Genomic DNA, 25,116 nt, shown 5'->3' with positions numbered 1-25,116 from the left:
GTTGAGGGATGTGCGGACGCTTTGCTGTAACCCTGCCCAATGACGCGATGGCGCAATTATTTGCGGCCCAGCCTGCGAACACCCTTCCTGAGGTGCCAAACTTCAACGTTTGCCCTACCAATCAAGTGCATGTGGTTCGAAGCGGGGAAACCGGCCGCCAACTTTTACCCATGCGATGGGGGTTTATTCCGCATTGGTACAAAGCCGAAAATGCAGGGCCGTTGTTGATCAATGCCCGCAGCGAAACATTGGCTGAAAAACCAGCCTTTCGCGACGCTTGTCGGATGCGACGCTGCCTGATGGTTGCCACTGGATTTTATGAATGGACCAAGTCCTCCCAAGAAACGCGATTGCCATGGTACATCCATCGTCAGGATGGCGCCCCGATCGCGTTTGCCGGAATTTGGCAGGATTGGGGATCCGCAGACGAGCGCAAGCCTACCTGTGCGATTGTGACAACGGGCGCAAATGACAGCATATCGAACATTCACCATCGCATGCCGGTCATATTGGAACCGCACCAGTGGTCTTTATGGCTGGGGGAAGAGGGCAAAGGCGCGGCACGATTGATGCAGGCCACGCCGGATAACACGCTGACATACCACCGCGTCGACCCAAAGGTGAACTCAAACCGCTCCAGCGGTCCAGAGTTGATTGAACCCTTCGACGCTTAATCGCTTTGAGGTGCGTTTTGGACCAAAGGCGCGCGGCTTTGTTTGTTGCCGGAGATTGCAATTTTGTCCAGCAATGCAAGGAGTTGAGTTTGTTCCCCCTCGGTTAATCCGGCCATCATTTTCGGTTGTGCGGACTCCACAAGCGGTTGGGCTTGAGCCAAAACCTGTTGCCCCAAGGGGGAGAGAGACAAACATTTTGAACGCCGGTCTTTTGGGGACACGGATCTTTCCACCAAGGCCCGTTGTTCTAATCGGTCGATGACTTTGCCCAACGTAGCGCGATCATAGGCGATCCGCCCGGCAAGTGTTGCTTGGTCAATACCGGGGACGGATTGGATGGTTGCAAGCGCAGAATATTGAACCGGGGTCAGTTGAATGCCCGCACGCTGCATGCTGTCCAAAAACGTGGCGACCGAGATTTGATTGACACGCCGGATAAGGTGGCCAGCAAGATGGTAAATGCACATGAGGCATGTCTTCCCTGATTACCAAAGACAATTTAGTTAAGTGATCAATATTGACAAGATAAATATGGTGCAGTTAGGGCAGTTTTCTGATGTCTCTTTCCCTTGGGTGATAGACGGGATAGATCCAGCACCATGGCTTTAGACTTCTCCTCGCTCCAATCGCTTTATGATCACGGGTTTGACACCGTGATCGATGTTCGCAGCCCGGCTGAATTCGCCGAGGATCACCTGCCTGGTGCAATCAACCTGCCAGTTCTGGACAACGAAGAGCGGGCCAAAGTTGGCACAATGTACGTACAGGAAAGCCCCTTTTTAGCGCGCAAACTTGGCGCGGCCTTGGTGTTTCGCAATGCGGCGAACCATATCGAGGCAAGCCTGTCCCATCACGAAGGTGGGTGGAAACCACTGGTATATTGCTGGCGGGGTGGTCAGCGATCCGGATCGTTTACATGGATGTTGCAACAGATCGGATGGCGGGCTGATATCGTATCGGGGGGATATCAAACTTATCGCCGGTTGGTGTACAAATATCTTTACAAAGAAACACTGCCCCATCGTTTGATTGCGCTGGATGGATATACTGGCACGGCAAAGACTGACGTTTTGGCGGTCTTGAACGCGCGCGGTGTGCAAGTTCTGGATTTGGAAGGGCTGGCCAACCATCGGGGATCACTCTTGGGTGCAATGCCGGGGGGGCAACCCAGCCAAAAAGCATTTGAATCCGCTTTGGCAGGTGCCCTGTGTCAACTTGATCCGAATTTGCCCGTCGTTGTCGAAGCAGAATCCAGCAAGATTGGCGCACGTATCGTCCCACCCACCGTTTGGAATGCGCTAAAGAACGCACCACGCATTGAAATTGGCGCACCCCTTGAGGCCCGAATACCTTACCTTGCGGCGGCCTATGATGACATTTTGTCTGATGAAATCCGCCTCAAAGAACGTCTTGCACCGCTGCGGCAACATCGGGGGCATGAGGTGGTTGATGGTTGGTTTGCATTGATCGATGCGGGCGATAAACAAGCAGTGACGCGGGCATTGATGGAGCAACACTATGATCTGGCCTATCAGAAATCCCGCAAAGCACATGATGTACCGATCCAAGCGCGTGTCGAGGCCCAGAGCCTAGATCCAAGCGGTTTGGAAACAATCGCAGATCAGATCAAAGTGATCGTGGACGGGAATTAGAGCGTCAGTCCGGGCGTTTCAGTCAACACCCCAACGCAGGCAGCCTGATATCCAGCCGCTTTTAGCCGAGACAGGATCATCTCTGATTGATCGGCAGAGATGGCCGCCAACAATCCACCTGCGGTTTGCGGATCGAACAGAAGATCGGATTTGCCACCTTGGGGCAGGTCCATGGCGATCATGCGGTTTTCTAAGAACAGGCTGGATTGGATGCCTGCGGCAGATAATTCCACCGCGCCCCGCATGACCGGGATTGCCTCTAGATCCAGCTTGGCACCACATCCAGAGGCCTCACACAGACCTGCAAGGTGACCCGCAAGGCCAAACCCGGTCACATCCGTCATGGCATGCGCGTCTTTCAGAATGCGTGACGCTTTGCCTTGGGGTTGCACCATCTGGTCCAAGGCAGATGCGACCCATTCTCCTTTTGCCACGCCAGCCATCTCGGCGGCCATGACTACGCCACTTCCCAATGGTTTGGTCAGAACCAACACGTCGCCGGGCTGCCCTCCTGCGAGTGTGATGGGCTTCTGTGAACACAAGCCTGTCAGCGTAAAACCAATGGTCAACTCATCCCCGATCGAGGTATGACCCCCAACGATTTCGGCCCCGGCCTCCCGTATTGCGGATGTGGCGGTGGTCATGATTTCCTCGAGAGTCCGGTGTTGCAGCGTCGGCGAGAGACGCGGCAGGATCAAGGTGGCGGTCGCTGCCTGCGGATCAGCACCCATCGCCCAGATATCGCCCAATGCGTGGATTGCGGCGATCCGGGTCATCGTAACAGGATCTTCGGTCAAGCTGCGCAGATGATCCGAGGTCATAACCTGTTGTATGCCCCCTGTAGTCATCACAGCGGCATCATCACCGGGGAGCGGAGTGATATCGGTCCGGGTTGTTGTGGGTAATGTTCGCAGTGAATTTTGCAACGTCGTGCGTCCGACCTTGGCACCGCATCCCCCGCACAGGGGTTTTCCCCCCACAGCGTCTGCCAAACCCGAGGCGTGCTCTTTCGGCAGAGCGGGCGTCTGCATCTGGGGCAAGATGCGGAATTTATTCATAAAGGTTTGATCGATGTGGTCTTTCCATTTCCACATCAGCCCACCGCTTACAGGGATTCCGAACCGTTCTCCCAAGGCTGATTTTTGTCCAAGAGAGATCAGTTTCAGGTAGTCTTTTTGCGGAGTATAAGGCCGCATTTTACCGGCCCCCAGTGCCACCCGCAGGTTGTTGAACAAAATAGGCGCTTCACGTACCGCATATACCCCCGCTTTGGGACGTGGGTTATCTCTTAGGTGGGCGCAATCCCCGGCCGCAAAGAGGGCGGGGTCACTGGATTGCAAATGGCGGTCCACGGCAATGAACCCTTGGTGTAATTCAAGACCCGTTTGGGACATCCATTCGTAGGCACGCGCACCTGCGGCCCCCGTGGTAAAGTCGGAAGCAATCTGGCGCCCGTCCGACAGGTCTATGTGCGTGGGTTCAATCTGAGTGATCTGGGCTTCTTCGATCAAATCGACACCCAAGTCAGACATGGCGGCACGGATGCGCATTGCGGCTTTGGCGCCAAGTGCTGTCAGGGCGCGGGCGCTATCAATCAAAGACACAACGGCTGGCCGCTGACGGGTTCTGAGGGCATGAGCCATCGCCATCGCCAGCTCTGCACCGGCCACACCGCCTCCGATCACGGCCACATGTGCGGGCCCTGATTTCGCAAGATAATCGCTCCACCGCGTCGCAAACGGACCCAACGGTTTGGCTGGAACAGCGTATTCAGCAAAGCCGGGCAGCGTGGGCATATCCGATGTGATCCCGACATTGATCGAAGCAACGTCAAAAGAGATCGGTGGTCGTCCCGGGAGGTGTATTTGGCGTGCTTCCGTGTCGATACCTTGCACGCTGCCGACGATGATTCTGGCGCCTGCAAAACGGGCGAGGCGGACAAGATCAATGTCCAGCTCTTCGCGTGCATAATGTCCGGCAACAAATCCCGGCAACATTCCTGAATAGGGTGCGGTTGGTCCGGGATTGATCACGGTAAGCCGTGCACCGGACAGGGGGGACATGCCCCATTTTCGCAACACCAAGGCATGGGTATGTCCCCCACCAATCAGAACCAGATCTTGGGTGAGGGGCAGTGGAGGTGTGTGCATTGTGTGTCAGGTCGCCGTGTGGTCAGGAACGTCTTCTTCTTGTTCGACCGCATGGGTGGCCCAACTGTCGTCTTCCCCTGTGGGGGGGAGAGTCTCGGGGCTTTCATGACGGTGAATGTGCCATTTGGCAATGAACAGAGCCGTGACTGGCGCGGTTAGGAACAAAAATAGCGTGATCAACAGCTCGTGCAGCGATAAATGCCCTTCAATCGCAAATGAATGCAGGATCGACGCCAAAAGGACCCCACCCACACCCAGAGTGGTTGCTTTGGTCGGGGCATGTAGGCGTGACATCGGGTCCTTGAGCTTGATCATCCCAAAAGACCCCACAAACCCAAAAATACCTGACACGATCAAAAAGAAAGCGATGAGGATCTCAAAAAACATCTGCATTGGGGACCCTCACTCGATGATATTGCCGCGCAGCATAAAGCGCGCATAGGCAACCGTGGATACAAAGCCCAGCATGGCGATTATCATAGCAGATTCAAAAAAGATCTCGGTTCCGATGTTCAGACCATAAAGGATCATCAGGGCAATCGTGTTGATCACCATCGTATCCAGCGCGAGCACTCGGGTTCCGACACCTTCGGCGGTGATGATCCGCCACAAACACATCATGATAGCCGCACCAAAGCAGGCGAAAGCGAAGTAAATAGCTATGCTGATCATTCGAAAATCTCCTTGAGGCGGCGTTCGTACCGTTGCTTGATCTCGTCGCGCACGGCCTCGGGATCGGGGGCGTCCAAGCAATGCACCAACAGGTTGTGCCCGCCAGAGGACAAGTCCGCACTGACAGTGCCGGGGGTCATGGTGATGGTTCCAGCGAGAACCGTGATGGCCTCGGGGCTGCGCAGGTCGAGCGGAACGCAGATCCAATTGGGTTGTCTATCTGCATCTCGTTTGAAAAGAATGATCATGGCAACGGTCACGTTGGCGACCACGATATCCCACAATACGATCAGAATATAAGACACGACCATCGGCCAGTTGCGCAGTTTGGGGCGATCTGGCCAATAGGGCTGTGTGACAAAGGGGATTACGATCCCCAAAAACAGGCCAAACACCAGCGAATTCAACGAGAGTGAATTGGCCAACAGCATCCAGACCAGCGTCAACAAAACGCTCATGTGCGGGTGTGGGAAAATACGATGGAGCAGTTTCATTCTTGTCCCCCTTTGAGAACCGCATTGATGTACTCAGCAGGATTATAAAGCTGTTCTGCTGTTTGCTGCGCATATTCCATCATTGGACCAGAAAAGAGCGTGAGGGCTGCAAGCCCAATGCCCAGCAGAAAGATCGAAGCAAAGGCAACAATTGGATAGGGCTCAGGTGCTGGCTCTTTCACGATCTCATCGTCGTTGTCGGGGTCCGGTTCCGGGTTGTAAGCGGCGTCATGGCTTTTCCAAAAGATCACCGTGCCTGCGCGGGCAAAACCCACGATGGTGACGAAAGAACTGATCAGGATCACAGCCCAGATAAACGCGTAATCGGTTGAACTACGCGCGGCATCCATCACCAACAGTTTTCCTATGAACCCTGAAAGCGGCGGCATCCCGGCCATGGCGATGGCACCAATGAAAAACAACGCAGCGATCAATCCGGTTTGGGGCATTGGTTTGACAGCAGAAATTTGGCGCCCCTGTCGTTCCATAACCAGATCCGCAACTAGGAACAGCAGTGCCGTAGCAAATGTCGAATGCACGATGTAATACAACGCGGCACTGGTTGCTTGCGGTGTGAACAGTGAGATTGAAATCAACAGCGTCCCCATCGAAGCGATGGCGCCAAAGGCAACAAGGCGCCCGATCTGTCGTGATCCCAGGATCCCCAGCGCGCCAATCGCCAAGGTCGCCATAGCTGCAATTGGCAACCAATCGCTGGCCAGACCTGCGGTGTTCGCAACCTCAGGCCCAAATACCAACGTGTACATGCGCAAAATCGCGTAAGCGCCAACCTTGGTCATAATGGCAAAGAGGGCAGCCACCGGAAGCGGCGCGTTTGCATAGCTGGCTGGCAACCAGAAATGCAGGGGCAATACCGCGGCCTTGATGGCAAACACCAACAACAACAACACAGCGCCAACGCGTAGCAGGGCAGTATCTTCGGCGGGGATTTCAGCGACACGAACTGCGAGGTCTGCCATATTCAACGTCCCAGTAACGGCATACAACGTCCCAAGGGCAAACAGGAACAGAGTGGATCCCAGCAGGTTGTAAACCACGTATTGCACGCCTGCCTTTAACCGTTCAGCCCCGCCGCCATGGGTCATCAACCCATAAGAGGCGATCAGCAGTACTTCGAAAAAGACAAAGAGGTTAAACGCATCTCCGGTGAGAAAGGCCCCGATGACTCCCATCAGCTGAAACTGAAACAGAGCGTGAAAATGTCGACCGCGTGTGTCCCAACCAGATCCAATGGCATAAAGCACGACAGGCAAAGCCAACAACGCCGTCAACAGAACCATCAGCGCAGACAACCGATCCAGCACCAAAACGATGCCAAAGGGTGCCTGCCAATTGCCAAGCTCGTATATCATCACCTCGCCGCCCGACGCTTGCGCCAAAAGGGTGAGGGCGATGCCCAGCAAGCCAACGGTGCCAGCAACAGAGAAAATGCGCTGCAGGTCCAAGTGATACCGCAACACCATGATGATGAAGGGCGCGACCAATGCGGGCAGAATGATCGGGGCTACGATCCAGTGGTTCATGCGTCATCTCCCGCATCATCTTGGGCGGTCATGTCGATCCGGTCATCATCCGAGGACAAATAGGCGCTGAGGGCAATCATCACGATGACAGCGGTCATGCCAAAGGAAATCACAATCGCCGTCAGAACCAACGCCTGTGGCAATGGATCTGTATAAGCGACGTCTTCGTATTTGTTCAGGACAGCAGGGGCATTGATGGCCAAGCGCCCGGTTGCGAACAAAAAAGTATTTACTGCATAGGTCAGCAAAGACAGGCCAAGGATGACCGGAAAGGTGCGGCGACGCAGGATCAGGAAAATCCCAGCGGCGGTGAGGACACCCACGGCGGTGGCTAGAAGGAGTTCCATGTCAGCTTTCCTTCTCTTGCGTGTTCACAGATGCGGATTCTTCGGGTGGGTCATCGCGCGCCGGGTTGATATCCATCGGGTGTTCCGAGGCAATGCCAGGACGCCATGCAAAGCGCGACAGGCTCTCTAGGGCAAGCATGACAGCGCCCAGGACCGCGAGGAACACGCCAGTATCAAACAACATTGCTGTGGCCCATTCGAATTCCTCGAACGGAGGAATGTGGATGTAGCCATAGTCGCTGGTCAGGAACGGAACCTTGTTGAACCACGCGCCCAATCCAGTGGCGGCAGCAATCAGAACCCCCCAACCGATGGTCGCGTGATAGTAAAACCGTTGGCGCTCAGCCGCCCAGGTAAAGCCGCTGGCCATGTACTGCATCAAATAGGCGATTGCCGCGATCAGGCCAGCGATAAAGCCGCCTCCGGGTTGGTTGTGACCCCTGAAAAAGATGTAAGCGGCCACCATCAAAGCCATAGGCATCATCACACGCGTAACTACAACCATCATCATGGGATGTGCATCCCCGGATTGTGGCCAGTGGGGTTTGCGATTCAGCAAACGTGCCCGCACACTGGTGCCCAACACGCTTTCAGTGAGGGCAAAGATTACCAAGGCGGCGATACCAAGCACGATGATCTCACCAAAGGTATCAAAGCCGCGGAAATCAACCAGGATCACGTTGACCACATTGGTGCCGCCACCCCCTTTGTAAGAATTCGCGAGATGGAATTCCGAGATGGAGGGAAACGCAAAATCCCGCATCATCAGCGCATAAACCAGCGCTCCGGTGCCTAGTCCCGCAACAATTGAAATCACCGTGTCACGTACCTTGCGGGCCATCGAGCTGTCGACCGGGGTTTGTGTGGGCATGAAGTTCAGCGACAACAGCAGCAAAATCATGGTCACCACTTCGACTGAAATCTGAGTAAGCGCCAGATCCGGGGCGGAGAGATAGTTGAACGCCATAGATACGATCAAGCCAACAACGCCGATCAATACCAGTGCCAACAGCCGATTCCGGTGGAAATAGACGGTGGCTAAAGTTGCACCAACCAAGCAGATCCAGCCGATGATGGGCAGCAAAGGTGCCTCGAGCGAAATGCGCGTCGGCAGGCCAATCGTGCCGGTTGCGTAGGCGTAGTAGGCAAGCCCTACCGTAAACACGACAAAGATCATGCCATATCGGCTGACAACTCCATTGTGCAGGCTGTTGGTGATCGTCTGGCTGAGGCCAGTCAATGCCCGGATCACACTGTCAAAGATAACTTTGGCTTCAGGACGCGGGAGTGCATTCCAGATGCGTTCGAGCCAGCGATGTCCCAACAAAAGCGCAACGCCTCCAAGCGTTGCCACCAAGGACATATAGAGCGCAGGCGTAAACCCATGCCAGATTTTGAGAGAGTAATAGGGCGGTTTCCCTCCGCCAAATACGGCGTCTGATGCGACGGCGACCAAAGGCCCCACGATGGTGGCCGAATTCAAACCGATCAGCACGACAAGCAACACAAGGAACGCCGGGGCCAGCCACAACCCTACAGGCGGATCATGCGGATGCGCGGGGTAGTCCCCACGTTCCGGCCCGAGGAAAACATGGGCAATATATCGAAAAGAGTAAGCAGCTGAAAACAGCGCGCCCAGCAACGCAAACCCTGGAACCAAGTAGGGTGAGTTGAGCCAAGTCGTGTGAACGGTCTCCTCCAACATCATCTCTTTGGACAAAAAACCGTTCAGTGGCGGCAGGCCTGCCATCGACAGTGCGGCGATGGCGGCAATCCCAAACGTAATTGGCATCAGATGACGCAAGCCACCCAGCCGCTTGATATCGCGTGTGTGGGTTTCGTGGTCGATGATACCCGCGCTCATGAAAAGCGCCGCCTTAAAGGTCGCGTGGTTGATGATGTGGAAAATCGCGGCCACAGCCGCAATCTTGGTGCCAAAGCCGAGCAACATCGTGATCAGCCCCAGATGGCTGACGGTGGAAAAGGCAAGCAGCGCCTTTAGGTCATCTTTGAACAGTGCGATCACCGCGCCAACGACCATCGTGATAAGACCAGTTGTGGCTACAATATAGAACCAGGCATCTGTTCCGGCCAAAACTGGCCACATCCGGGCCATAAGGAACAATCCAGCCTTCACCATCGTCGCCGAGTGTAGATAGGCCGAGACAGGGGTCGGGGCGGCCATGGCATGCGGCAACCAGAAGTGGAACGGGAACTGCGCCGATTTGGTGAACGCACCCAAGAGGATCAAGATCAACGCAGGCAGGTACAAAGGAGAGGCTTGGATCAGCTCTTTGTTCTGCAAAATCACCGTTAGATCATAGCTGCCCACGATATTGCCAAGGATCAGCATGCCACCGATCATGGCCAAACCACCCGAGCCGGTCACAGCCAATGCCATACGTGCGCCCTGACGCCCTTCCGGCAGATGTTTCCAATACCCTATCAACAGGAACGAGCTGAGTGAGGTGAGTTCCCAAAAAACAAGCAAAAGTAGGATGTTATCTGACAAAACGATGCCAACCATCGCACCCTGAAACAACAGAAGGTAGGTGTAGAATTGCCCCATTGGATCCTGTCGGGACAGGTAGAACCGCGCATACAGTATGATCAGCAACCCGATCCCCAGAATGAGACCTGCGAACAGAAAGCCAAGGCCATCAAGGTAGAAGTTTGCGTTCAGACCGAGACCTGGCAGCCAGTCGACACGGGCGGTTACGACCTCGCCGCGCATCACGGCTGGCGCGTTGATCAGCAACCCGACAAAAGCCAGAAAAGTCGTCATGCCAGCAGCAGAAGCGGATGCATTTCGACCCGCTCTGATCAGCAATGCCGGGAATACCGCGCCAAGAAAGGGAAGGGCCGCAATCAGGAATAGGGACACCAGCAGTACTCCAGTTTAACAACGTCGTATTTATATACCTTTGAGTAAGGATAATTTCCGTCCTGTCCAGCCATTGCAAGTTTGCAAATATTTCCTAGAGGCATCTGAAACACTCATTTTTCAAAAAAATGTGGTCTGACGAGAAGGTGAACCCCAAAGGGGAGGCATCTCTGGCCTTACGTGATAGAACCAGTTTGGCAACGCGAGGAGAAGAAGTTGGTGGAAAAGCAGCAGACAAATCTACCCAAAATTTCACGTCGTTGGGTGTTGGCTGGCGCTGTTGCTGTTGTCGCCGGTGGGTTTGCAGTGCGTGAGTATCGACTTATTCCGCCAGATTACGCGGGCGACAAGCTCAGTGCTGAACAGGCTCATCAGGCTGCCGCATCAGGTGAGGTGACGTTGATCGACATTCGTACACCGGGGGAATGGAAATCCTCGGGGGTGGGTGAAGGCGCCTATCCTCTTGATTTGCGGCGCGCTGATTTTATCGATGCGCTAACGGCAATTGTTGGACCAGACCGGGGTCAGCCAATCGCCTTGATTTGTGCCCGTGGGGTGCGCTCTGCACGCTTGAGCTTGGTACTGTCCAAGGCGGGGTTCACCAATATCATCGACGTGCCCGAAGGGATGCTGGGATCGCGGGCCGGGCCGGGGTGGTTAAATACGGGCTTGCCCGTTGTGTCATACAAGGAGCCAACAGGGTGATCCGAGCTTTACTTGCATCTTTGGGTTTCATTGGACTTGCAGGTAGCGTGCAGGCCAACTGCGCCGGGTCCGCGGAAGCCTGCGAAATTGAAACAGGCAGCTACCACATCGACTTGCCAAAGACAGAGTCCCCCCCGTTGGTGGTGTTTTTGCACGGTTACGGCGGCAATGGCGCCGCAACGATGCGCAACAAAAACATGCGGGACGGGCTGATCGCGCGGGGCTACGCCGTAATGGCCCCCAATGGGTCACGACAAGTTGGCGAAGGGCGAGGTCTGAGCTGGAACTTTTTCCCAGGGTGGGAGGGGCGAGACGAAGGAGCCTTTCTGAGTGAAGCCGTTGCCAACGCGGTCAAACGGTTCAAGGTGGATCCAGAACGAGTTATCCTGAGCGGGTTTTCCGCAGGTGGGTTTATGGTTTCGTATCTTGCCTGCGCCACTCCGGACATGTTTTCAGCCTACACACCAGTTTCGGGTGGCTTTTGGCGCCCCCATCCCACCACTTGCTCTGGACCAGTTCGCATGTTCCATACCCATGGCTGGACGGACAATGTTGTCCCGTTAGAGGGGCGTAAGTTGGGCGGAGGTAAGTTTCAGCAGGGGGACATTTTTGCGGGCTTAGAAATTTGGCGATCGGCCAATGCTTGTCCCGATAACCGCCCAAGCAGTTTTTCAAACACTGGCCCCTTTATGCGACGCAAATGGGCAGGGTGCGCAGATGGTTCTGCGTTGGAATTAGCTTTGTTCCCCGGCGGTCATCAAGTGCCGCAAGGGTGGGCTGATATGATGGCTGACTGGTACGAAGGCCTGCTAGGGTCTTGACTATTCAGCAGGTGTTACTCTGCTTTGTCCTTCGATCATGGATTTCAATTCATTCCGATAATGGCGCGCCGCCTGCGTGATTGCAGGTTCGCGGTAATCTTCACGCAACCCCATCAACCGGCGCGCGGTACCGGCCGTCACGCCGCTTAGGGCAGATAGCGGAATAGCGAACGCAAGGCTCAGGGCGATAGGAGCCAGCCAAGCTGAAATCAAACCCAACAGGATGCCAATTGTCAGGGCAATGCCGCTGACAGTTTCTAACGCATGACAGATCATCAAAGTCTTTAGTCCATAGGTTCCGCCATCACGGGCTTGTGGATTCCACCCTTTTTGCAGCCCAAAGGCGGTGCGAAACACGGCAATCATCTGCTGGACCATCAAAATGGGCGCATAAATGATCGACAGAATCAGCTCTGACATGAACGAGAGCGCAAAGCGCGCACCACCGCCGAATTCAGCATACCGTGCGCCGGTCAGGCGCAGCGCTGCAACGCCCATCAACTTGGGAACCAAAAGCATCGCATACATCAAAACAATGATGAGAACATGCCGCCCTTCGGTCATTTCTGGCCATTGGGGGAATAGCGGATTATCGGGGTCGAAATAGTGCAGAACACTCGCGTCCTCCCCCCGGCCAATCAGGGCCCACATCACCAGCAAGGCAAACCAGATTGGCGACATCAGATAGCCAATTGCCCCATGAAACAGATGGAACCGGGAAATCGACTGGAAACCCTTGGATCGCAGCAGTTTGAGGTGTTGAAGATTGCCCTGACACCAGCGGCGGTCTCGCAGTATGTGATCAATCAACGTTGCCGGAGTTTCTTCGTACGATCCACGGATACGCGGCAGGAAACGAACGGACCACCCCGCCCGTCGCAACAGGCCTGCCTCGACAAAATCATGGCTCATGATCAGCTGTTCGCGGCCTGTAAGGGACCGCAGGCGTGGCAATCCAGCACAATTGGCAAACGCAGCCGTTCGAATGATGGCATTATGCCCCCAATAGTTGCCTTCGTGCCCGCACCAGCGCGCAACCCCTTCGGCGAGCGCTGCGCCATAAACACCGTTGGCAAATTGCTGCATCCGGGCAAAGACAGATTGTGCGCCAATAAGTTGTGGAAAGCTTTGGATGAGCCCGGCACCGGCATCCCGCGCCAAGGCGTCGGTCAATCGCGCAATGGCACGTCCGGTCATCAGGCTGTCGGCATCCAAGACCAACATCGCTTCATAAGCACCACCCCAGCGGCTGACCCAATCGGCAATGTTTCCTACTTTGCGGTCCGTGTTTTCTGGCCGCCGGCGGTAAAACAACTTCAGATCTGGTGGCAAGGAGGCTCTCAAAGCCATGATGCTGGCTTGTTCCTGCGCTGCAATGATGTCGTCGCGTGTGTCAGATAGAATGAACACCGAATATTCATGCACCCCACCGCGCGCGCGCAGCTCTTCCAACATCGAACGGGCATTGCCCATCACGTACCATGGAACTTCGTTATAAATCGGCATCACCAAGGCCACGTTGAGAGGCTGAGCCCGGGTCGGTCGTGCCGGGGTATGCTGACGTGACAGAGAAAACAAACCCAGCAATACAGTGCAGACTGTGAAGGTGATCCAGAAGAAGTTAAACGAAATCAGCGCTAACAGCAGGCCTTCAATCCAACTGATCCCTTCGTCGGAAAACCAGTTTTCCATAACCCACCACAACCCGACTGTCGCCACAACAGACGGGCAGAACGCCAACAATCGCCAAACCATAGTTTGCTCAGGCGACGCATTGTGGGGGGCATCTGCATCCCGAAAGCCAGCCTGGAAGTTCTGTGCCGGCATTGCCAGTGGCTGTTCGAGGGGCATGATATGCAGATCGGGGCTCATGCAGTCCACCGATAGAGCCATACTTCGGACGCGGGCGCGGTCCCTTTGCGCAACTGTGCTCGCAGCTCGACCAGTTGATGATCGCCGGGTTGGAATGAAAACGCGAGCCTTAGGCCCCCGGTTTCGGGGTTGCGTTGCAGAACGCCTTTGGTTGTTTCGGCATGAGGGGATTGAACAAAAATATCGAGATCCTCGATATCGTCGTGCATTTCATCCGCTTCAAAATCGATGACAGCCACCCGACCGTCGCCAAAGGTTTTATCCCCCATCGCAGTGTTGATCACGCGGGGCATCGCGGTGCGTTCTGGCTCCGCGCCCCAAGTGAGGCGATAGCCAATCGTGACTTCGCTGCCAGCGGCATAGGGCGTCGCGGGTCGCCAATAGGCGACGATGTTGTCATAAATTTCCTGATCCGCCGGGATCTCGACAAGCGTCACGGTGCCTTTGCCCCAATCGCCCATTGGCTCAACCCAAAGACCGGGGCGTCTGTGGTAGTGCGCTTCGAGGTCGGCAAAATCTGCAAACTCACGGGCTCGTTGCATCAACCCAAATCCGCGTGGGTTTGTGTCCACAAACGAAGACACCTGCAACGTTTTGGGATTGGCCAGCGGGCGCCAAATCACCTCTCCTGCGCCGTTCCGGATCATCAACCCATCGCTGTCATGGACTGCTGGGCGAAAATCATCAAACCGCGTGCGGTTGGTCTGATCGTAAAGAAACATAGAGGTCAACGGTCCCAGCCCGACGTGGTCCAATTCTTCGCGGGCGAACAACGTGGCCTCAACCTCCATCACGCAGTCGTCGCCGGGCGTCACATCAAAGCGATACGCGCCTGTGACGCTGGGGCTGTCCATCAACGCATGAACGATCATATTGCGCTGACCGGGGGCAGGGCGCTCTAGCCAAAATCGGATAAAGTCGGGGAACTCCTCGCCGTCTGGATCGGCAGTTTTCAGCGCCAAGCCACGGGCAGATAGGCCATAGGCTTCGCTCAGGCCAATCGCACGAAAATAGCTGGCCCCTTGAAAGACGCAGAACTCATCCGTTTTGCCGGGTCGGTGCATTTCGGTGCGCAGTCTCAAACCGGAAAACCCAAGAGTTTCGTCAACAGGTAGCTCTGGAACCTTGTCCGAAATCTTGAACATCGACAAATCAAAGCCAACCGGCTTGGACATCCCGTTTTCGACTTCAAACACTTTGACAGCTTGCGGGAAGTACAAGCCGGGCGTGAAGAAATCCACGTTATAGGGCGTCTTTGTTCCAAACCAGAGCGCTTTGTCTAATCGAAACCGGATCTCGCGGTATTGTTCGTATGACAGGTCCTGCCAAGCCTGCGGCACGCTGGGGCGCAGGGCATAGGGGCGGCTCGCCAAATCACGTGCTTCGGCGATCACCGTATCCCGGTCAAATGGGGTGCCGGCCCCTGCGCCCGTGGCAAAAGCGGCGGGTGCAAGGGCAAGAGCGGATACCGAAGTTAGGAATGTACGACGCGTCAGGGTCATTTCTGGGCCTTCCAGGGCTGCGATTTGAACCATGCGGCCAAATAGGCCACACCAATGATCATTGCAAAACCAATCAGGTTCGCGACAAGGACTGTGCCCATCGTCCGGCCCGATTGGTCCAGAGCCACGCCGATTAAACGCGCGGCGGCCATTGAAAACACAAAGACTGCAAGCGATTGCTGGCCAACTTTTGTAATCAGGGTCAGTGTCACCTGCCAGATTTGCGCCAACCAGCCGTTGCCCGTTGCAACCAACCGTTCGCCTTTCTCGCCAGCGATCACCCATCCGAGATAGGCCAAGGCAAGGAAGTGCATGTAGCGAAACAGGCCAAAATCGGTCTTTTCACGCAATTCTGCGGTCAAAGGCCAGACTTTGCGTACTTCGGCGGCGACATCTGTATTCCATGCGTCGACCCACAAGAACACTTTCCATGATCCAAAGGGCGCGGAAAGAACCAAAAACAGTGCTGCGATCCACATCAGGGTTTTGGACACAGGCGGGGCTGGAATCCAGCCGCGCATAAAGGCGAAGCCGGTGAAAAACAGCAATTGCCACCCAAACGGATTAAAGAACCACTGACGTTGTGACCATGGCTCAGCCGGAAGCGCTAAGACGCCGGTTTGTGCAACAGCCCAGATCGAAACAGACGCAAGTGCAACGGCCCAGAAGCCTACAGTAAAAAGACCCAAAAAAAGAGGCATCAGTGCAAGAACCACCAAATACATGGGCAAAATGTCGAAATAGTTCGGTACATAGGTCAGCGTAAAAAGGCCCAGCATTTGAGGCATGGGGTCGTTAAAGAAGTGTTGCAAGTTCAATGACGAGACATAGCTTTTGTCGAACGCTCCGCTCAGATCCAGCGCAGCCATCGACGTGGCGACAAAGAAAAACAGAGCGATGTGGGCCCAGTAGACTTGCCAAATACGATACGATACGCGGGCTGTCCCCATCCACCAGCCCCGTTTCAGGTAAGCGCCGCCAAAGGCAATGGCTGATGCCATGCCAGAACAGAACACAAAGATTTCGGTCGCGTCCGAGAACCCAAAACGGGCCGGAATCCAGCGGGCCCAGGGATCGTTAGGAATGTGGGCGATCAAGATAATGAACATCGCAATGCCGCGATAGAAATCCAATCGTGGATCACGCACACGCGGCACCGCTGCCGGAGCAGCGGTGGGGGGGACAAAATCGGATGTGGGCGAAATGGTCGCCATAAATTCTGTGTCCTTCTCGGTCTTATTCGGCAGGGACGCTCTGCGCGCCACCCTGATCACGCCCGGTTGCAATAAGGGCGCGGCGCGCAAGCGCATAGTTGTCTTCTCCACCCGCCCGTTTTGCCCGTCGGTCGTCAAGGATCCGCTCCACAGCATCCAGACGACCTGCACGCAGACCCGAGTCGATGGTAATGCGTTCGAATACATCGCGCTGCGCGTGGCTTCCGCCGGCCAGATGCATCGATCCGCGTACCGTCAGCAGGTGATCGAATGCCACGCCATATTGACCATCTCCAAAGGCCTCAAGCCCTTGTGCAGCTGCTAGGCCGGGATCCGCCATCCGACGGCTCATATCGTCGGTCTGCTTCGTGTCGCGGTGAATGCGTTGCAGCATTTTTGCTGTCGCGTCTTCGCGGTTGTCACCGGTCAATGCCAAGAGATAGTGCAGGTCAGCGAAAATCAGACAACCGTCTTCGGTGCGCGCAGCACTGAGATCAGCCAGCTCTTCCCAGCGCGAACCGACGTTCACTCCCTCTAGTTCGAGCCGGGACAACAGGGAGGTTGCATTCGAAATATCGCGATAATCGTCCGTTTTGTCTTTACGAATTTCAACGTCGTAGAGCTCAAACACCTGATCTATCTGACCAAGGTCCAGATGCATCAGTGCTTTGTGCCACCAGACATGGTAGCGGAAATTGTTACAGTGCGTCCAAGCCTCTTCACGCCCTGCGAGCCAGTCGAGCCCCTGTGCTGCGTTGCCCGTCATATCGTGAACGTGCGCCACTGCATGCAAACCCCAAGCATCATCCGAAACCATCCACAGCGCCTGACGCCCAGCGATTTCAGCTTTCTCATAGGCCCCGGTTTCTTCCAATGAAAAGGCGTGACAGCCCAGCAAATACCCGCGACCCGGATGGTCGGGGGCATAAGCTGGCATGACACGTTCAATCGACCGGCGCATGCCCTGGCTATCCCCTAAAACAAAGCGGGTCGCATGGCTGAGCTTCATCGCCAGTGTGTCTTCGGGATGATTAACCAAAATCTTTTCGAACCGCATCAAGGCTGCTGTTGGTTGCCCGGCAAGCCAGATCCGCAGGGCATCAACATAAAGTTTCTCGCGCTCCGAAATTGGGTGCTGCTGCATCGCGCGCTCTGCCGTGGCCAAGGCCTCTGCAGCAGTGGCGTATAGCTCGCGGCGTCCCAGCAGGATGGTAAAGATCCCTTTTATCGCATGACCTAATGCGAAATTGGGTTCGGCCTGTAACACTTTGGCCAGATGCTGTGGTGTCACGGCCGAATGTGCCATGAAACCGAGCAACACCCCATCCCACGCCGCAACGCTGTCTGCGTGGGCCAGGCTGTTCATCTGCCCAAAAATGTCCTGTTTCATGCCAATTTCCAATCCGTTTGTGAGTGCTGGCTTTCAATGCCTTACCTAACTCTATGGGAGGCTGGCACGAGTATCGACGCCGCTCGCGAATTGGTGAAAGGATGTGTGCAATCGCGCGAGAAAATCCGCTTATTCAAGGGGATGTTTCAGCTATTCCCCGCGCAAAAGGCTGCGTGTTTCAGTCTTCAAAGGGGTTTTGGGCCTGTAAGACTGACTCAGTATCCGCGCCAAAGGTCGGGGGTGGGCGCCGATATGTTACAGGTGTGCGTGACAGGTTCAGTGGATTGCCAATCAGATGGACTGCACCGGGGTCTGTTTGCATTGGAATTTTCATACCGCGCGCTTCGACTTGCGCGCTGTCAAACACCTGATCCAAGGTCTGAACCGGGCCAACCGGAACTTTGCGCGCCTCTAGGCCCGCAATGACTTCGGATGTTGTGCGTTGTGCAATCGCCGGGCGCAGCTGTGCATTCAGGCTGTCGCGGTTTTCTAAACGGGCTGGGTTCGTGGCATATTCAGGGGCATCCGGCAGGCTATCAAGACCGATAAAATCACAAAACCGGCGAAACTGCGTGTCATTTCCAACTGCAAGAATGACGTGCCCATCTTTGGTTTCATACACATCATAGGGCACGATATTTGGATGCCCGTTGCCACGGCGTTGCGGCAAGGTGTTCGAGGTTAAATAGTTTGTTCCCTCGTTGATCAGCCAGGCCACCTGAGAATCAACCAATGCGATGTCGATTTGCTGACCCTCGCCGGTGCGCTCGGCATGGCGCAGGGCTGCGAGAATGCCAACGGTTGCGTACATTCCACACATGACGTCTGCGATTCCAACGCCAACCTTCATCGGTGCCCCCTCGGGGTCGCCAGTCAGTGACATGATCCCGCCATAGCCTTGTGCCATCAAATCATAACCGGGCTTAGAGGCGTTGGGACCGGTTTGCCCATATCCCGAAATAGAGCAGTACACGAGACCCGGAAGTTCGTTCGACAGGGTGTCAAAGTCCAACCCGTATTTTGCCAATCCGCCGGGCTTGAAATTTTCGACCAGAATGTCCGCCTGGGCCGCCAATTGGCGGATGATATCCTGCCCTTTGGTCGTGGTGATATCGATAGCAACGGAACGTTTGTTGCGATTGGCCGACATAAAGTACGCGCTCAGATCGCTTGGGTTGCCTTCTGCATCTGTGACATAGGGCGGGCCCCACTGACGGGTGTCATCCCCATCGGTTCCGGGGTTTTCGATTTTCAGCACCGATGCCCCAAGATCCCCCAGTAACTGTGTACAGGTCGGTCCTGCCAGAATGCGGGTCAGGTCCAGAACTTTGACGCCTTCCAAGGCGCCTTTAGATACGGCCATCGTACCCCTCCCGATCAATTTCAGCCGCGATCACAGTGAACGTGTCCGCTGTTTGCGCCGCGTTCAGGGCTGCTCTCAATTCGGACCGGTTGCGGACGGTGTGTCCCTGACCACCAAAGGCGCGGCCCATGGCTGCATAATCGTGGTGGCCAAAATCTACTCCGCGATTTTTCATCTGGCGTTGGCGTTGTTTCAGTTCGATCAGGGCTAGGCTGGCATCAACGAATACCAAAAAGATCGGGTTGCCCCCCAGCTCGGCCGCCGTTGCCAGTTCACCGGCAACCATCAAGAACCCAGCATCACCGGAAAAGCTGATGACGGGTCGGGTGGGTTCAACCAGTTGCAGCCCAATCGCCATCGGGACAGCACAACCCATGGTGCATAGGGCAGAGGATTGAATAAGCCCGCGAGGCTCAGAGCAATCCCACATCTGAGACAATAGAATGCGGTGCGCCCCACTGTCAGCCGTTGCCAGAGTATTTGCGGGCAGGGCGACGCGGGTTTCAGCGATGACTGCAGCCGGCCCCCACTCATCATCATGCGGGAAGGCTTTTGCCAACTCTTCCTTCACGGCCGACGGAGCACCGTTGGTCCATGTTGGATGGGCTGCAACACCTTTGGCGATTGCCTCTAACGTGGCACCTGTATTCGCGATGATATTCAGACCCGCCTGATGCATGTAGTGATCGTTTTCCACGGCAGCGATATCAATGACGCGCGTTTTCGCCGGGTCCCAAATGTCACGCCAACCGGGGCGCATTTCGATGGGATCATACCCGAGACAAAGAACCAGATCAGATTGCTCAATCAACGGGATCAAGTGCTTGTCGGCCAACGGGGATAATCCAGCACCACCCAGACACAGCGGGTGATCTTCGGCGATGATGCCTTTGGCCTTATATGTGGTCACGAAAGGAATTGAGAAGTGTTCAAGAAAGGCCTGAACAATTGGGGCCGAACCGTCGCTTAAAACATCCAGTCCAATAATCGCGACGGGACGATCTGCTTGTTTTATCCAGTCCCGCGCCTGTTCCAAATGCGCACCGCAAGGGGCGACCTTGGCAGCGGGGATCAAGCGCCGCAAACGCGGCGTCGCGACTTTGGTATCTGCCACCGAAATCGGCACATCGATGTGGACCGGGCCGGGGCGTTGTTGGGTTGCCAATGAAACGGCTTTGTCTGCAATGATGTCCGCGCCCTTGGCCGTCAGGCAGAATGTGCCCTTAGTGATCGAGCTATAGACTTGCGCATGATCCATAACCTGATGCGTATAGGTAAGCGCTTCGTCCGCATCGACACAGCCGGTCAGCACGATCATGGGCACACGATCCTGAAACGCATTCGCCACCACGTTAATCCCGTTCATGGCACCGGGACCAAGCGTCGCCACCAAAATGGCAGGCGCGCCATCGCGGTGGTGCACGGCTTCAGCCATGAAACCTGCTGCGTTTTCGTGCTTTGCCAAATGGAAAGCGATCCCCGCCTGTTCCAACGCATCGACCAGCGTCAGAACTTCGCCGCCGGGCATTCCAAATGCGTGACGGCAACCGGCTTCAAAGAGCCGTTGAGCGAGCAGATCTGCTGCGCGTGGGGAAAGGTCTTGCATGATCGACGCTCCGAGTCTGTGTGCTGCGGAGCATGCGGAGTGTGACCATGGGCGCAAGACCTTTCACAGCAGTGTGACCAGCTGAGATCGGTTATTCGTTCACAGAGGTCGCGACGGCTTCGAACCGGGCATCCAATTCTGCGGCGATCTCGGTCAACGTGGCCCCGCCTTCGTCCACATAGGGCGCGAAAACGAAACTGGGTTTTTTATACGAAAGGGTCGCAGTGCCGTCGTCGTTTTCGGTAACATAGAAACGGACCGGGGCCTCGATCATGGCGGATGTGGAAAGCGCGAGAATACGCACGGCAAAGTCATTGTTAAAGGCCCCAATCACCCGATTGCCGGGAATGGTGATGCCTCGGCTCGCCGCCGCGCCGGTCGGCCCGGCCTCGGTTACCACAGCCATACCGTTGGCTTTAACCGCTGATTTTACGGCTAGCACCAGTTCGGAATATGGCTTGTCCGTTGGGTGAATGGCCCACCCATCCCGAGGGGTTGCATCTTGAGCAAGGGCGGGCACAGAAGCCATGAGAAAGGCGAATTGTAGTGGGAGATGTTTCATATCAAAGCTCACATACGAGAAAAATATGATCCCATTTTACATCGCAATTGTTTCAGGCGGCAGGGGCCGCGGGGTCACGATCAGCGGGTACAGGGTCACATTCGCGTGCATTCCCCCCATTTACCCCCTTGGGATTGGCGGCTTATGGTCGCCCATGCGTGCAAGAGGGGAGATTGAACATGTCTGAAATGAATGGGGCCGAAAGCCTGGTGCATTCCTTGATTGAAAGCGGGGTCGAGGTTTGTTTCACCAACCCCGGCACTTCTGAAATGCATTTTGTTGCTGCCTTGGATCATATTCCCGGACTGCGATCGATCCTTGTGTTGTTCGAAGGTGTCGCAACAGGTGCGGCCGACGGGTACTGGCGGATGGCACGAAAGCCCGCTTCAACGCTCTTGCACCTTGGTCCGGGGTTGGCCAATGGCATTTCAAATTTACACAATGCAAAAAAGGCAGGGTCGGGCGTTGTGAATATTGTCGGTGAACATGCGTCGACTCACATCGAATTGGATGCGCCCCTGACCGCAGATATCGAGGGCCTTGCGCGCCCTGTGTCCCATTGGGTTCATACCTCAACCTCGGCAACCGATGTTGGGGCAGATGCGGCGCGCGCTGTTCACGCCGCAAGCACTGTGCCCGGGCAAATTGCGACGCTGGTGTTGCCAAGCGATACCGCTTGGACATTAGGGGGGGCAATCGGCCCGACATTGCCAACTCCGGACCTTGAAACCTGCGACAGTGAAGTGTTGGATCAAGCGGCTGCTGCACTGGCCGGACCCGATACTTTGCTGCTGTTGGGGGGGCAGGCTTTAACCGAAGAGGCGTTGCTCCTGGCGGGGAAGATCGCAGCACATACAGGGTGCGCTCTCTTGTCCGAGTGGTCGAATGCCCGAATGGAGCGCGGGGCAGGGCGCGTTCCTGTGGGCCGCGTCCCCTATCCGATCGATCTGGCTGTCGAACGTTTGAGCCAGTTCAAACGGATTGTTCTAGTCGGAGCGCGGGCCCCGATCGGGTTTTTTGCTTATCCGGGTAAGCCTGCGGTTTTGACAAACCCAGATGCCGAGATCACCGCCTTGGCTGGTGCGGATAGGGACCTGCAATCTGTTCTTCAATCTCTATGTGCACGTGTTGGGGCGCAAAATGCACGTGCTCACGTTGCAGAGCCATTGACGCGATTTGAAGTGACGGGGCCTGCTACACCAGAAACCATTGCAACGGTGATAGGGCAGACAATTCCACACAATGCCATCGTGGTGGATGAATCAATAACCACCGGGCGTGCCTTTCACCCTGCAACGTTGGGCGCGGCCCCACATACATGGCTGAACAATTGCGGAGGATCGATTGGCTACTCGCTTTCAGCTGCGATCGGCGCAGCGGTTGCCTGCCCGGATCGCCCCGTTTTGACGCTGACGGGGGACGGGTCGGCACTGTACATGCCACAGGCGCTTTGGACGATGGCACGTGAAAACCTGAATATCACGGTCGTGATCTTTGCGAACCGAACCTACGAAATTTTGCGAGGTGAACTGACCAATGTAGGCGTTCAAAATCCCGGACCGCGGGCCGTGGATATGCTGACGCTGCAGAACCCACATGTGGATTGGGTGGCACAAGCAAACAGTATGGGGGTACCGGGATGTACCGTCGAAACGGCAGAGGATTTAGAGGCTGAAATGCTGCGCACGCAAGAGGTCCCCGGACCACATCTAATCGAGGTTCTTCTTTGATCTCAAAGCCCTCCCGCCCGTCGTCGCTGTCCCAAGTGGAACATCTCCTTCCGTTGGGCGTAGCCCAGAGCGGCAAAGCCGATCTGGGCTACGCCGTGCCCGCCGTCCGCAGGACGCAAGGCCAAAGGCCGCGCAGGGGGCTGAAATCTGAATATCGCTAAGGAAACGCGCTTGTCACAGTTTCGGTTTGGCGACAAAAGACGCAAATCAGAGTTTAGGTAACCCGGTTAATGCATCCACCCAGTGATCAAATCCGTCTCGTGTTGTGCTCGACGTGTCAAAGCCACGCGACTACCGCGGAGCAAATTGAATCCGTTCAAGAGGCATTGTGCCAGGCTGGGCTGCAGTCACATGTCGAACTTGCGGAACATCCCTGCCTCAATGCCTGTGGGGCGCCAGTGACCATTGGTTTGCAAGGGACAGGACGGGCCACTTACGTTTTTTCCGATGTCGAACCTGTAACGGATGCAGCGGATATTGCGGCGACATGTCAGTCTTATTTGGACAGTCCAAAGGGCTGGATCGAAGACGCCCGATCCTGTGGGCGTCTTCGGCTGTGTCTCAAAGCGCGACTGCCAGCGCTGTAATGACAGGGAACAGCGTACCTTTATTAGATCGCAACATCGCTGCCTTAGTGCTCCCCATCTCTAGGGGCGTGGCGGCGGCGAAGGGTCGAATTTTAGTCGACCTGAATGTTAGCAGAGGCGCTCACTGGGACACTCTCAACCATCAGGGGGCTATGGCTGTTTGCGTTTAGGGACACTTTGATTTCAACATCCCCCTTTGGCAAATTGGTCAAGTGCATCCAATCGCCGTAGAGGCGCGAAAGTTTTGCACCATTCACATAGACGTGGGCATGACCTTCACCGGTGACATCCTGTGCCGATGCGTTCTCTGGCGCAAAGCGAAAGTTCTTTGGCATGACGTGTAGATTCCAACCTGCCATCGGGTCTTTGTGAACCGCAATCGAAAGACTGGGCGCATCTGATCCGGCTGGCACGTTGACCGGAGTGGTATGATCATGTGCCGCCATTTCTGCAGCGCTTGACCCGTGCTGGGCTGGGTCCGAATGGTCATGGCCTGTGAATGTGGCGCCATTGGCCGCGGCCAGAACAAACCCTGCGCCGCCCCCAAAGATCAAGCCAATTCCAAACAGAGCAAGTGAACGAGACATGGGTTTTCCTCAGAAAATGAAAACCCCTGCCAAAGAAAGCTCTGGCAGGGGAGAAGGTCTGTGTGTGGTTTAAGCTTCGGCGCGGGCGCCTTCAGTGTTCCAAAAATAACCGGCAAAGCATCCGACAAGGACCCAGGCAGCCATACCAACGCCAAAGGCACGGGCAGCAAACAGTGCGCCTATCTCTGTTGGCACCGGGCCGGTAAAGACAGCCGGTTCAGGAGCTCCGATAATATGCGGTGCAAGCAACAACACAGCGGCTACACCCCACAGCATCCAGGATCGTGCAAAGGCAATCAGCCACATGGCAACAGCAGCCGAAGCCACCGTCCCGGTCCACCAGATCTGGCGCGCGCCAACATCTGCAGCGGCAACACCAGGCACTTCAGGTGCCAGTGTCAATCCGGGAGCGAAATGGAAGGCAATGAAACCTGCCATACCCCACAGCAAACCAGTGCGCCCATTGATCGTGTGTCCCTGACCTTCGGCCATAGCCATCAGCGCAACCATCACAAGTGCATATCCGGTGTACGTGAGCATCGTGAAAATGATACTCAGCCCGTCGCGCATCAGGTCAATGCCCGGCAGGTCCGGATGAGCGCTGACAGCCTCAGCGCCGAAATGCACCAATTCCCCGGACTCATAGAGCTCGGCATGCAACAAAACAGGTTGCACAAACACCAACTGCAGCATGGCGGCAATCAGCCCTGCTGCAGCACCAGCGAACAACGCGCTGGTCAAAATGCGGGAAAACACGTGC

23 protein-coding genes are annotated in these 25,116 nt (G+C 55.7%); 6 read left to right on the top strand and 17 right to left on the bottom strand.

What is annotated here, in order from left to right; genetic code table 11:
* Positions 1-8 precede the first annotated feature (8 nt).
* Positions 9-674, top strand: a complete 666-nt coding sequence (locus ABWV33_RS15175; RefSeq protein ID WP_353331931.1) for an SOS response-associated peptidase — start codon at positions 9-11, stop codon at positions 672-674.
* Here the strand turns inward: ABWV33_RS15175 and ABWV33_RS15170 are convergent.
* Entirely contained in the window at positions 671-1,141 is a 471-nt protein-coding gene (locus ABWV33_RS15170; protein WP_353331929.1) for a MarR family winged helix-turn-helix transcriptional regulator, read from the bottom strand. The two genes, ABWV33_RS15175 and ABWV33_RS15170, sit on opposite strands and share 4 nt — an antisense overlap.
* Positions 1,142-1,273: 132 nt before the next feature.
* Here ABWV33_RS15170 and mnmH point away from each other — a divergent pair, with 132 nt between their 5' ends.
* Positions 1,274-2,326 carry a tRNA 2-selenouridine(34) synthase MnmH gene (mnmH, locus tag ABWV33_RS15165; RefSeq protein WP_353331927.1) on the top strand — a complete coding sequence of 351 codons (1,053 nt, stop codon included), beginning with the start codon at positions 1,274-1,276 and terminating at the stop codon, positions 2,324-2,326.
* Here the strand turns inward: mnmH and selD are convergent.
* From selD to ABWV33_RS15130, 7 genes are read right to left on the bottom strand one after another with little or no spacing between them, the layout of a single operon-like run.
* Complete coding sequence (selD, locus tag ABWV33_RS15160) at positions 2,323-4,476, bottom strand: selenide, water dikinase SelD (protein ID WP_353331925.1); 2,154 nt, start codon at positions 4,474-4,476, stop codon at positions 2,323-2,325. The genes mnmH and selD overlap by 4 nt on opposite strands.
* 6 nt (positions 4,477-4,482) lie before the next feature.
* Positions 4,483-4,869, bottom strand: a complete 387-nt coding sequence (locus ABWV33_RS15155; RefSeq protein ID WP_113825916.1) for a Na+/H+ antiporter subunit G — start codon at positions 4,867-4,869, stop codon at positions 4,483-4,485.
* Positions 4,870-4,878: 9 nt separating this feature from the next.
* The gene (locus ABWV33_RS15150; protein WP_113825917.1) at positions 4,879-5,148 is read right to left on the bottom strand and encodes a K+/H+ antiporter subunit F; all 270 of its coding nucleotides are present in this window, start codon (positions 5,146-5,148) and stop codon (positions 4,879-4,881) included.
* Complete coding sequence (locus ABWV33_RS15145) at positions 5,145-5,642, bottom strand: Na+/H+ antiporter subunit E (protein ID WP_113825918.1); 498 nt, start codon at positions 5,640-5,642, stop codon at positions 5,145-5,147. Before ABWV33_RS15145 ends, ABWV33_RS15150 begins: the two co-directional genes overlap by 4 nt.
* Positions 5,639-7,186: a monovalent cation/H+ antiporter subunit D gene (locus ABWV33_RS15140; RefSeq protein ID WP_353331922.1), complete on the bottom strand. Its 1,548-nt coding sequence runs from the start codon at positions 7,184-7,186 to the stop codon at positions 5,639-5,641. The genes ABWV33_RS15145 and ABWV33_RS15140 overlap by 4 nt, the downstream gene beginning before the upstream one ends.
* On the bottom strand, positions 7,183-7,533 hold the full coding sequence (locus ABWV33_RS15135; RefSeq protein ID WP_113825920.1) for a Na+/H+ antiporter subunit C: 351 nt from the start codon (positions 7,531-7,533) through the stop codon (positions 7,183-7,185). Before ABWV33_RS15135 ends, ABWV33_RS15140 begins: the two co-directional genes overlap by 4 nt.
* 1 nt (position 7,534) lies before the next feature.
* Entirely contained in the window at positions 7,535-10,417 is a 2,883-nt protein-coding gene (locus ABWV33_RS15130; RefSeq protein ID WP_353331920.1) for a monovalent cation/H+ antiporter subunit A, read from the bottom strand.
* Positions 10,418-10,636: 219 nt separating this feature from the next.
* Between ABWV33_RS15130 and ABWV33_RS15125 the strand changes: the two genes are divergently transcribed.
* Together ABWV33_RS15125 and ABWV33_RS15120 are read left to right on the top strand one after the other, a co-directional pair.
* Entirely contained in the window at positions 10,637-11,122 is a 486-nt protein-coding gene (locus ABWV33_RS15125; RefSeq protein WP_353331918.1) for a rhodanese-like domain-containing protein, read from the top strand.
* Positions 11,119-11,943 (top strand): CE1 family esterase, encoded by an 825-nt coding sequence (locus ABWV33_RS15120; RefSeq protein WP_353331916.1) that lies wholly within the window; start codon positions 11,119-11,121, stop codon positions 11,941-11,943. The genes ABWV33_RS15125 and ABWV33_RS15120 overlap by 4 nt, the downstream gene beginning before the upstream one ends.
* Here the strand turns inward: ABWV33_RS15120 and mdoH are convergent, their stop codons facing one another.
* The 7 genes from mdoH to ABWV33_RS15085 all read right to left on the bottom strand — a co-directional run bounded on the left by mdoH (position 11,944) and on the right by ABWV33_RS15085 (position 21,452).
* A complete protein-coding gene (gene mdoH / locus ABWV33_RS15115) occupies positions 11,944-13,815 on the bottom strand; it encodes a glucans biosynthesis glucosyltransferase MdoH (RefSeq protein ID WP_353331914.1) in 1,872 nt (623 codons plus the stop codon).
* Positions 13,812-15,317 carry an OpgD/OpgG family glucan biosynthesis protein gene (locus ABWV33_RS15110; protein WP_353331912.1) on the bottom strand — a complete coding sequence of 502 codons (1,506 nt, stop codon included), beginning with the start codon at positions 15,315-15,317 and terminating at the stop codon, positions 13,812-13,814. The genes mdoH and ABWV33_RS15110 overlap by 4 nt, the downstream gene beginning before the upstream one ends.
* Entirely contained in the window at positions 15,314-16,531 is a 1,218-nt protein-coding gene (locus ABWV33_RS15105; protein ID WP_353331910.1) for an OpgC family protein, read from the bottom strand. Before ABWV33_RS15105 ends, ABWV33_RS15110 begins: the two co-directional genes overlap by 4 nt.
* Positions 16,532-16,553: 22 nt before the next feature.
* Entirely contained in the window at positions 16,554-17,921 is a 1,368-nt protein-coding gene (locus ABWV33_RS15100; RefSeq protein WP_353331908.1) for a tetratricopeptide repeat protein, read from the bottom strand.
* A gap of 178 nt (positions 17,922-18,099) precedes the next feature.
* Positions 18,100-19,284, bottom strand: coding sequence for a CaiB/BaiF CoA transferase family protein (locus ABWV33_RS15095; protein ID WP_353331906.1), 1,185 nt, complete (start codon positions 19,282-19,284; stop codon positions 18,100-18,102).
* Positions 19,271-20,890 (bottom strand): thiamine pyrophosphate-binding protein, encoded by a 1,620-nt coding sequence (locus ABWV33_RS15090; protein WP_353331904.1) that lies wholly within the window; start codon positions 20,888-20,890, stop codon positions 19,271-19,273. Before ABWV33_RS15090 ends, ABWV33_RS15095 begins: the two co-directional genes overlap by 14 nt.
* Before the next feature lie 91 nt (positions 20,891-20,981).
* Positions 20,982-21,452 carry a DUF302 domain-containing protein gene (locus ABWV33_RS15085; protein WP_502930916.1) on the bottom strand — a complete coding sequence of 157 codons (471 nt, stop codon included), beginning with the start codon at positions 21,450-21,452 and terminating at the stop codon, positions 20,982-20,984.
* Positions 21,453-21,631: 179 nt separating this feature from the next.
* On the opposite strand from ABWV33_RS15085, the gene ABWV33_RS15080 reads away from it, so the two are divergent.
* Both ABWV33_RS15080 and ABWV33_RS15075 read left to right on the top strand, forming a co-directional pair.
* On the top strand, positions 21,632-23,182 hold the full coding sequence (locus ABWV33_RS15080) for an acetolactate synthase large subunit (RefSeq protein ID WP_353331902.1): 1,551 nt from the start codon (positions 21,632-21,634) through the stop codon (positions 23,180-23,182).
* A gap of 230 nt (positions 23,183-23,412) precedes the next feature.
* Positions 23,413-23,769 carry a DUF1636 family protein gene (locus tag ABWV33_RS15075; protein WP_353331900.1) on the top strand — a complete coding sequence of 119 codons (357 nt, stop codon included), beginning with the start codon at positions 23,413-23,415 and terminating at the stop codon, positions 23,767-23,769.
* Between the two features lie 92 nt (positions 23,770-23,861).
* Here the strand turns inward: ABWV33_RS15075 and ABWV33_RS15070 are convergent, their stop codons facing one another.
* Entirely contained in the window at positions 23,862-24,356 is a 495-nt protein-coding gene (locus tag ABWV33_RS15070; protein ID WP_121998655.1) for a hypothetical protein, read from the bottom strand.
* A 69-nt stretch (positions 24,357-24,425) separates the two neighbouring features.
* Positions 24,426-25,112 (bottom strand): CbtA family protein, encoded by a 687-nt coding sequence (locus tag ABWV33_RS15065; protein WP_353332010.1) that lies wholly within the window; start codon positions 25,110-25,112, stop codon positions 24,426-24,428.
* Positions 25,113-25,116: the final 4 nt, after the last annotated feature.

It is taken from the genome of Phaeobacter sp. NW0010-22 (assembly GCF_040365955.1).
Classification (GTDB): Bacteria; Pseudomonadota; Alphaproteobacteria; order Rhodobacterales; family Rhodobacteraceae; genus OMPR01.
This window is presented reverse-complemented; position numbering and strand designations above follow the sequence as displayed.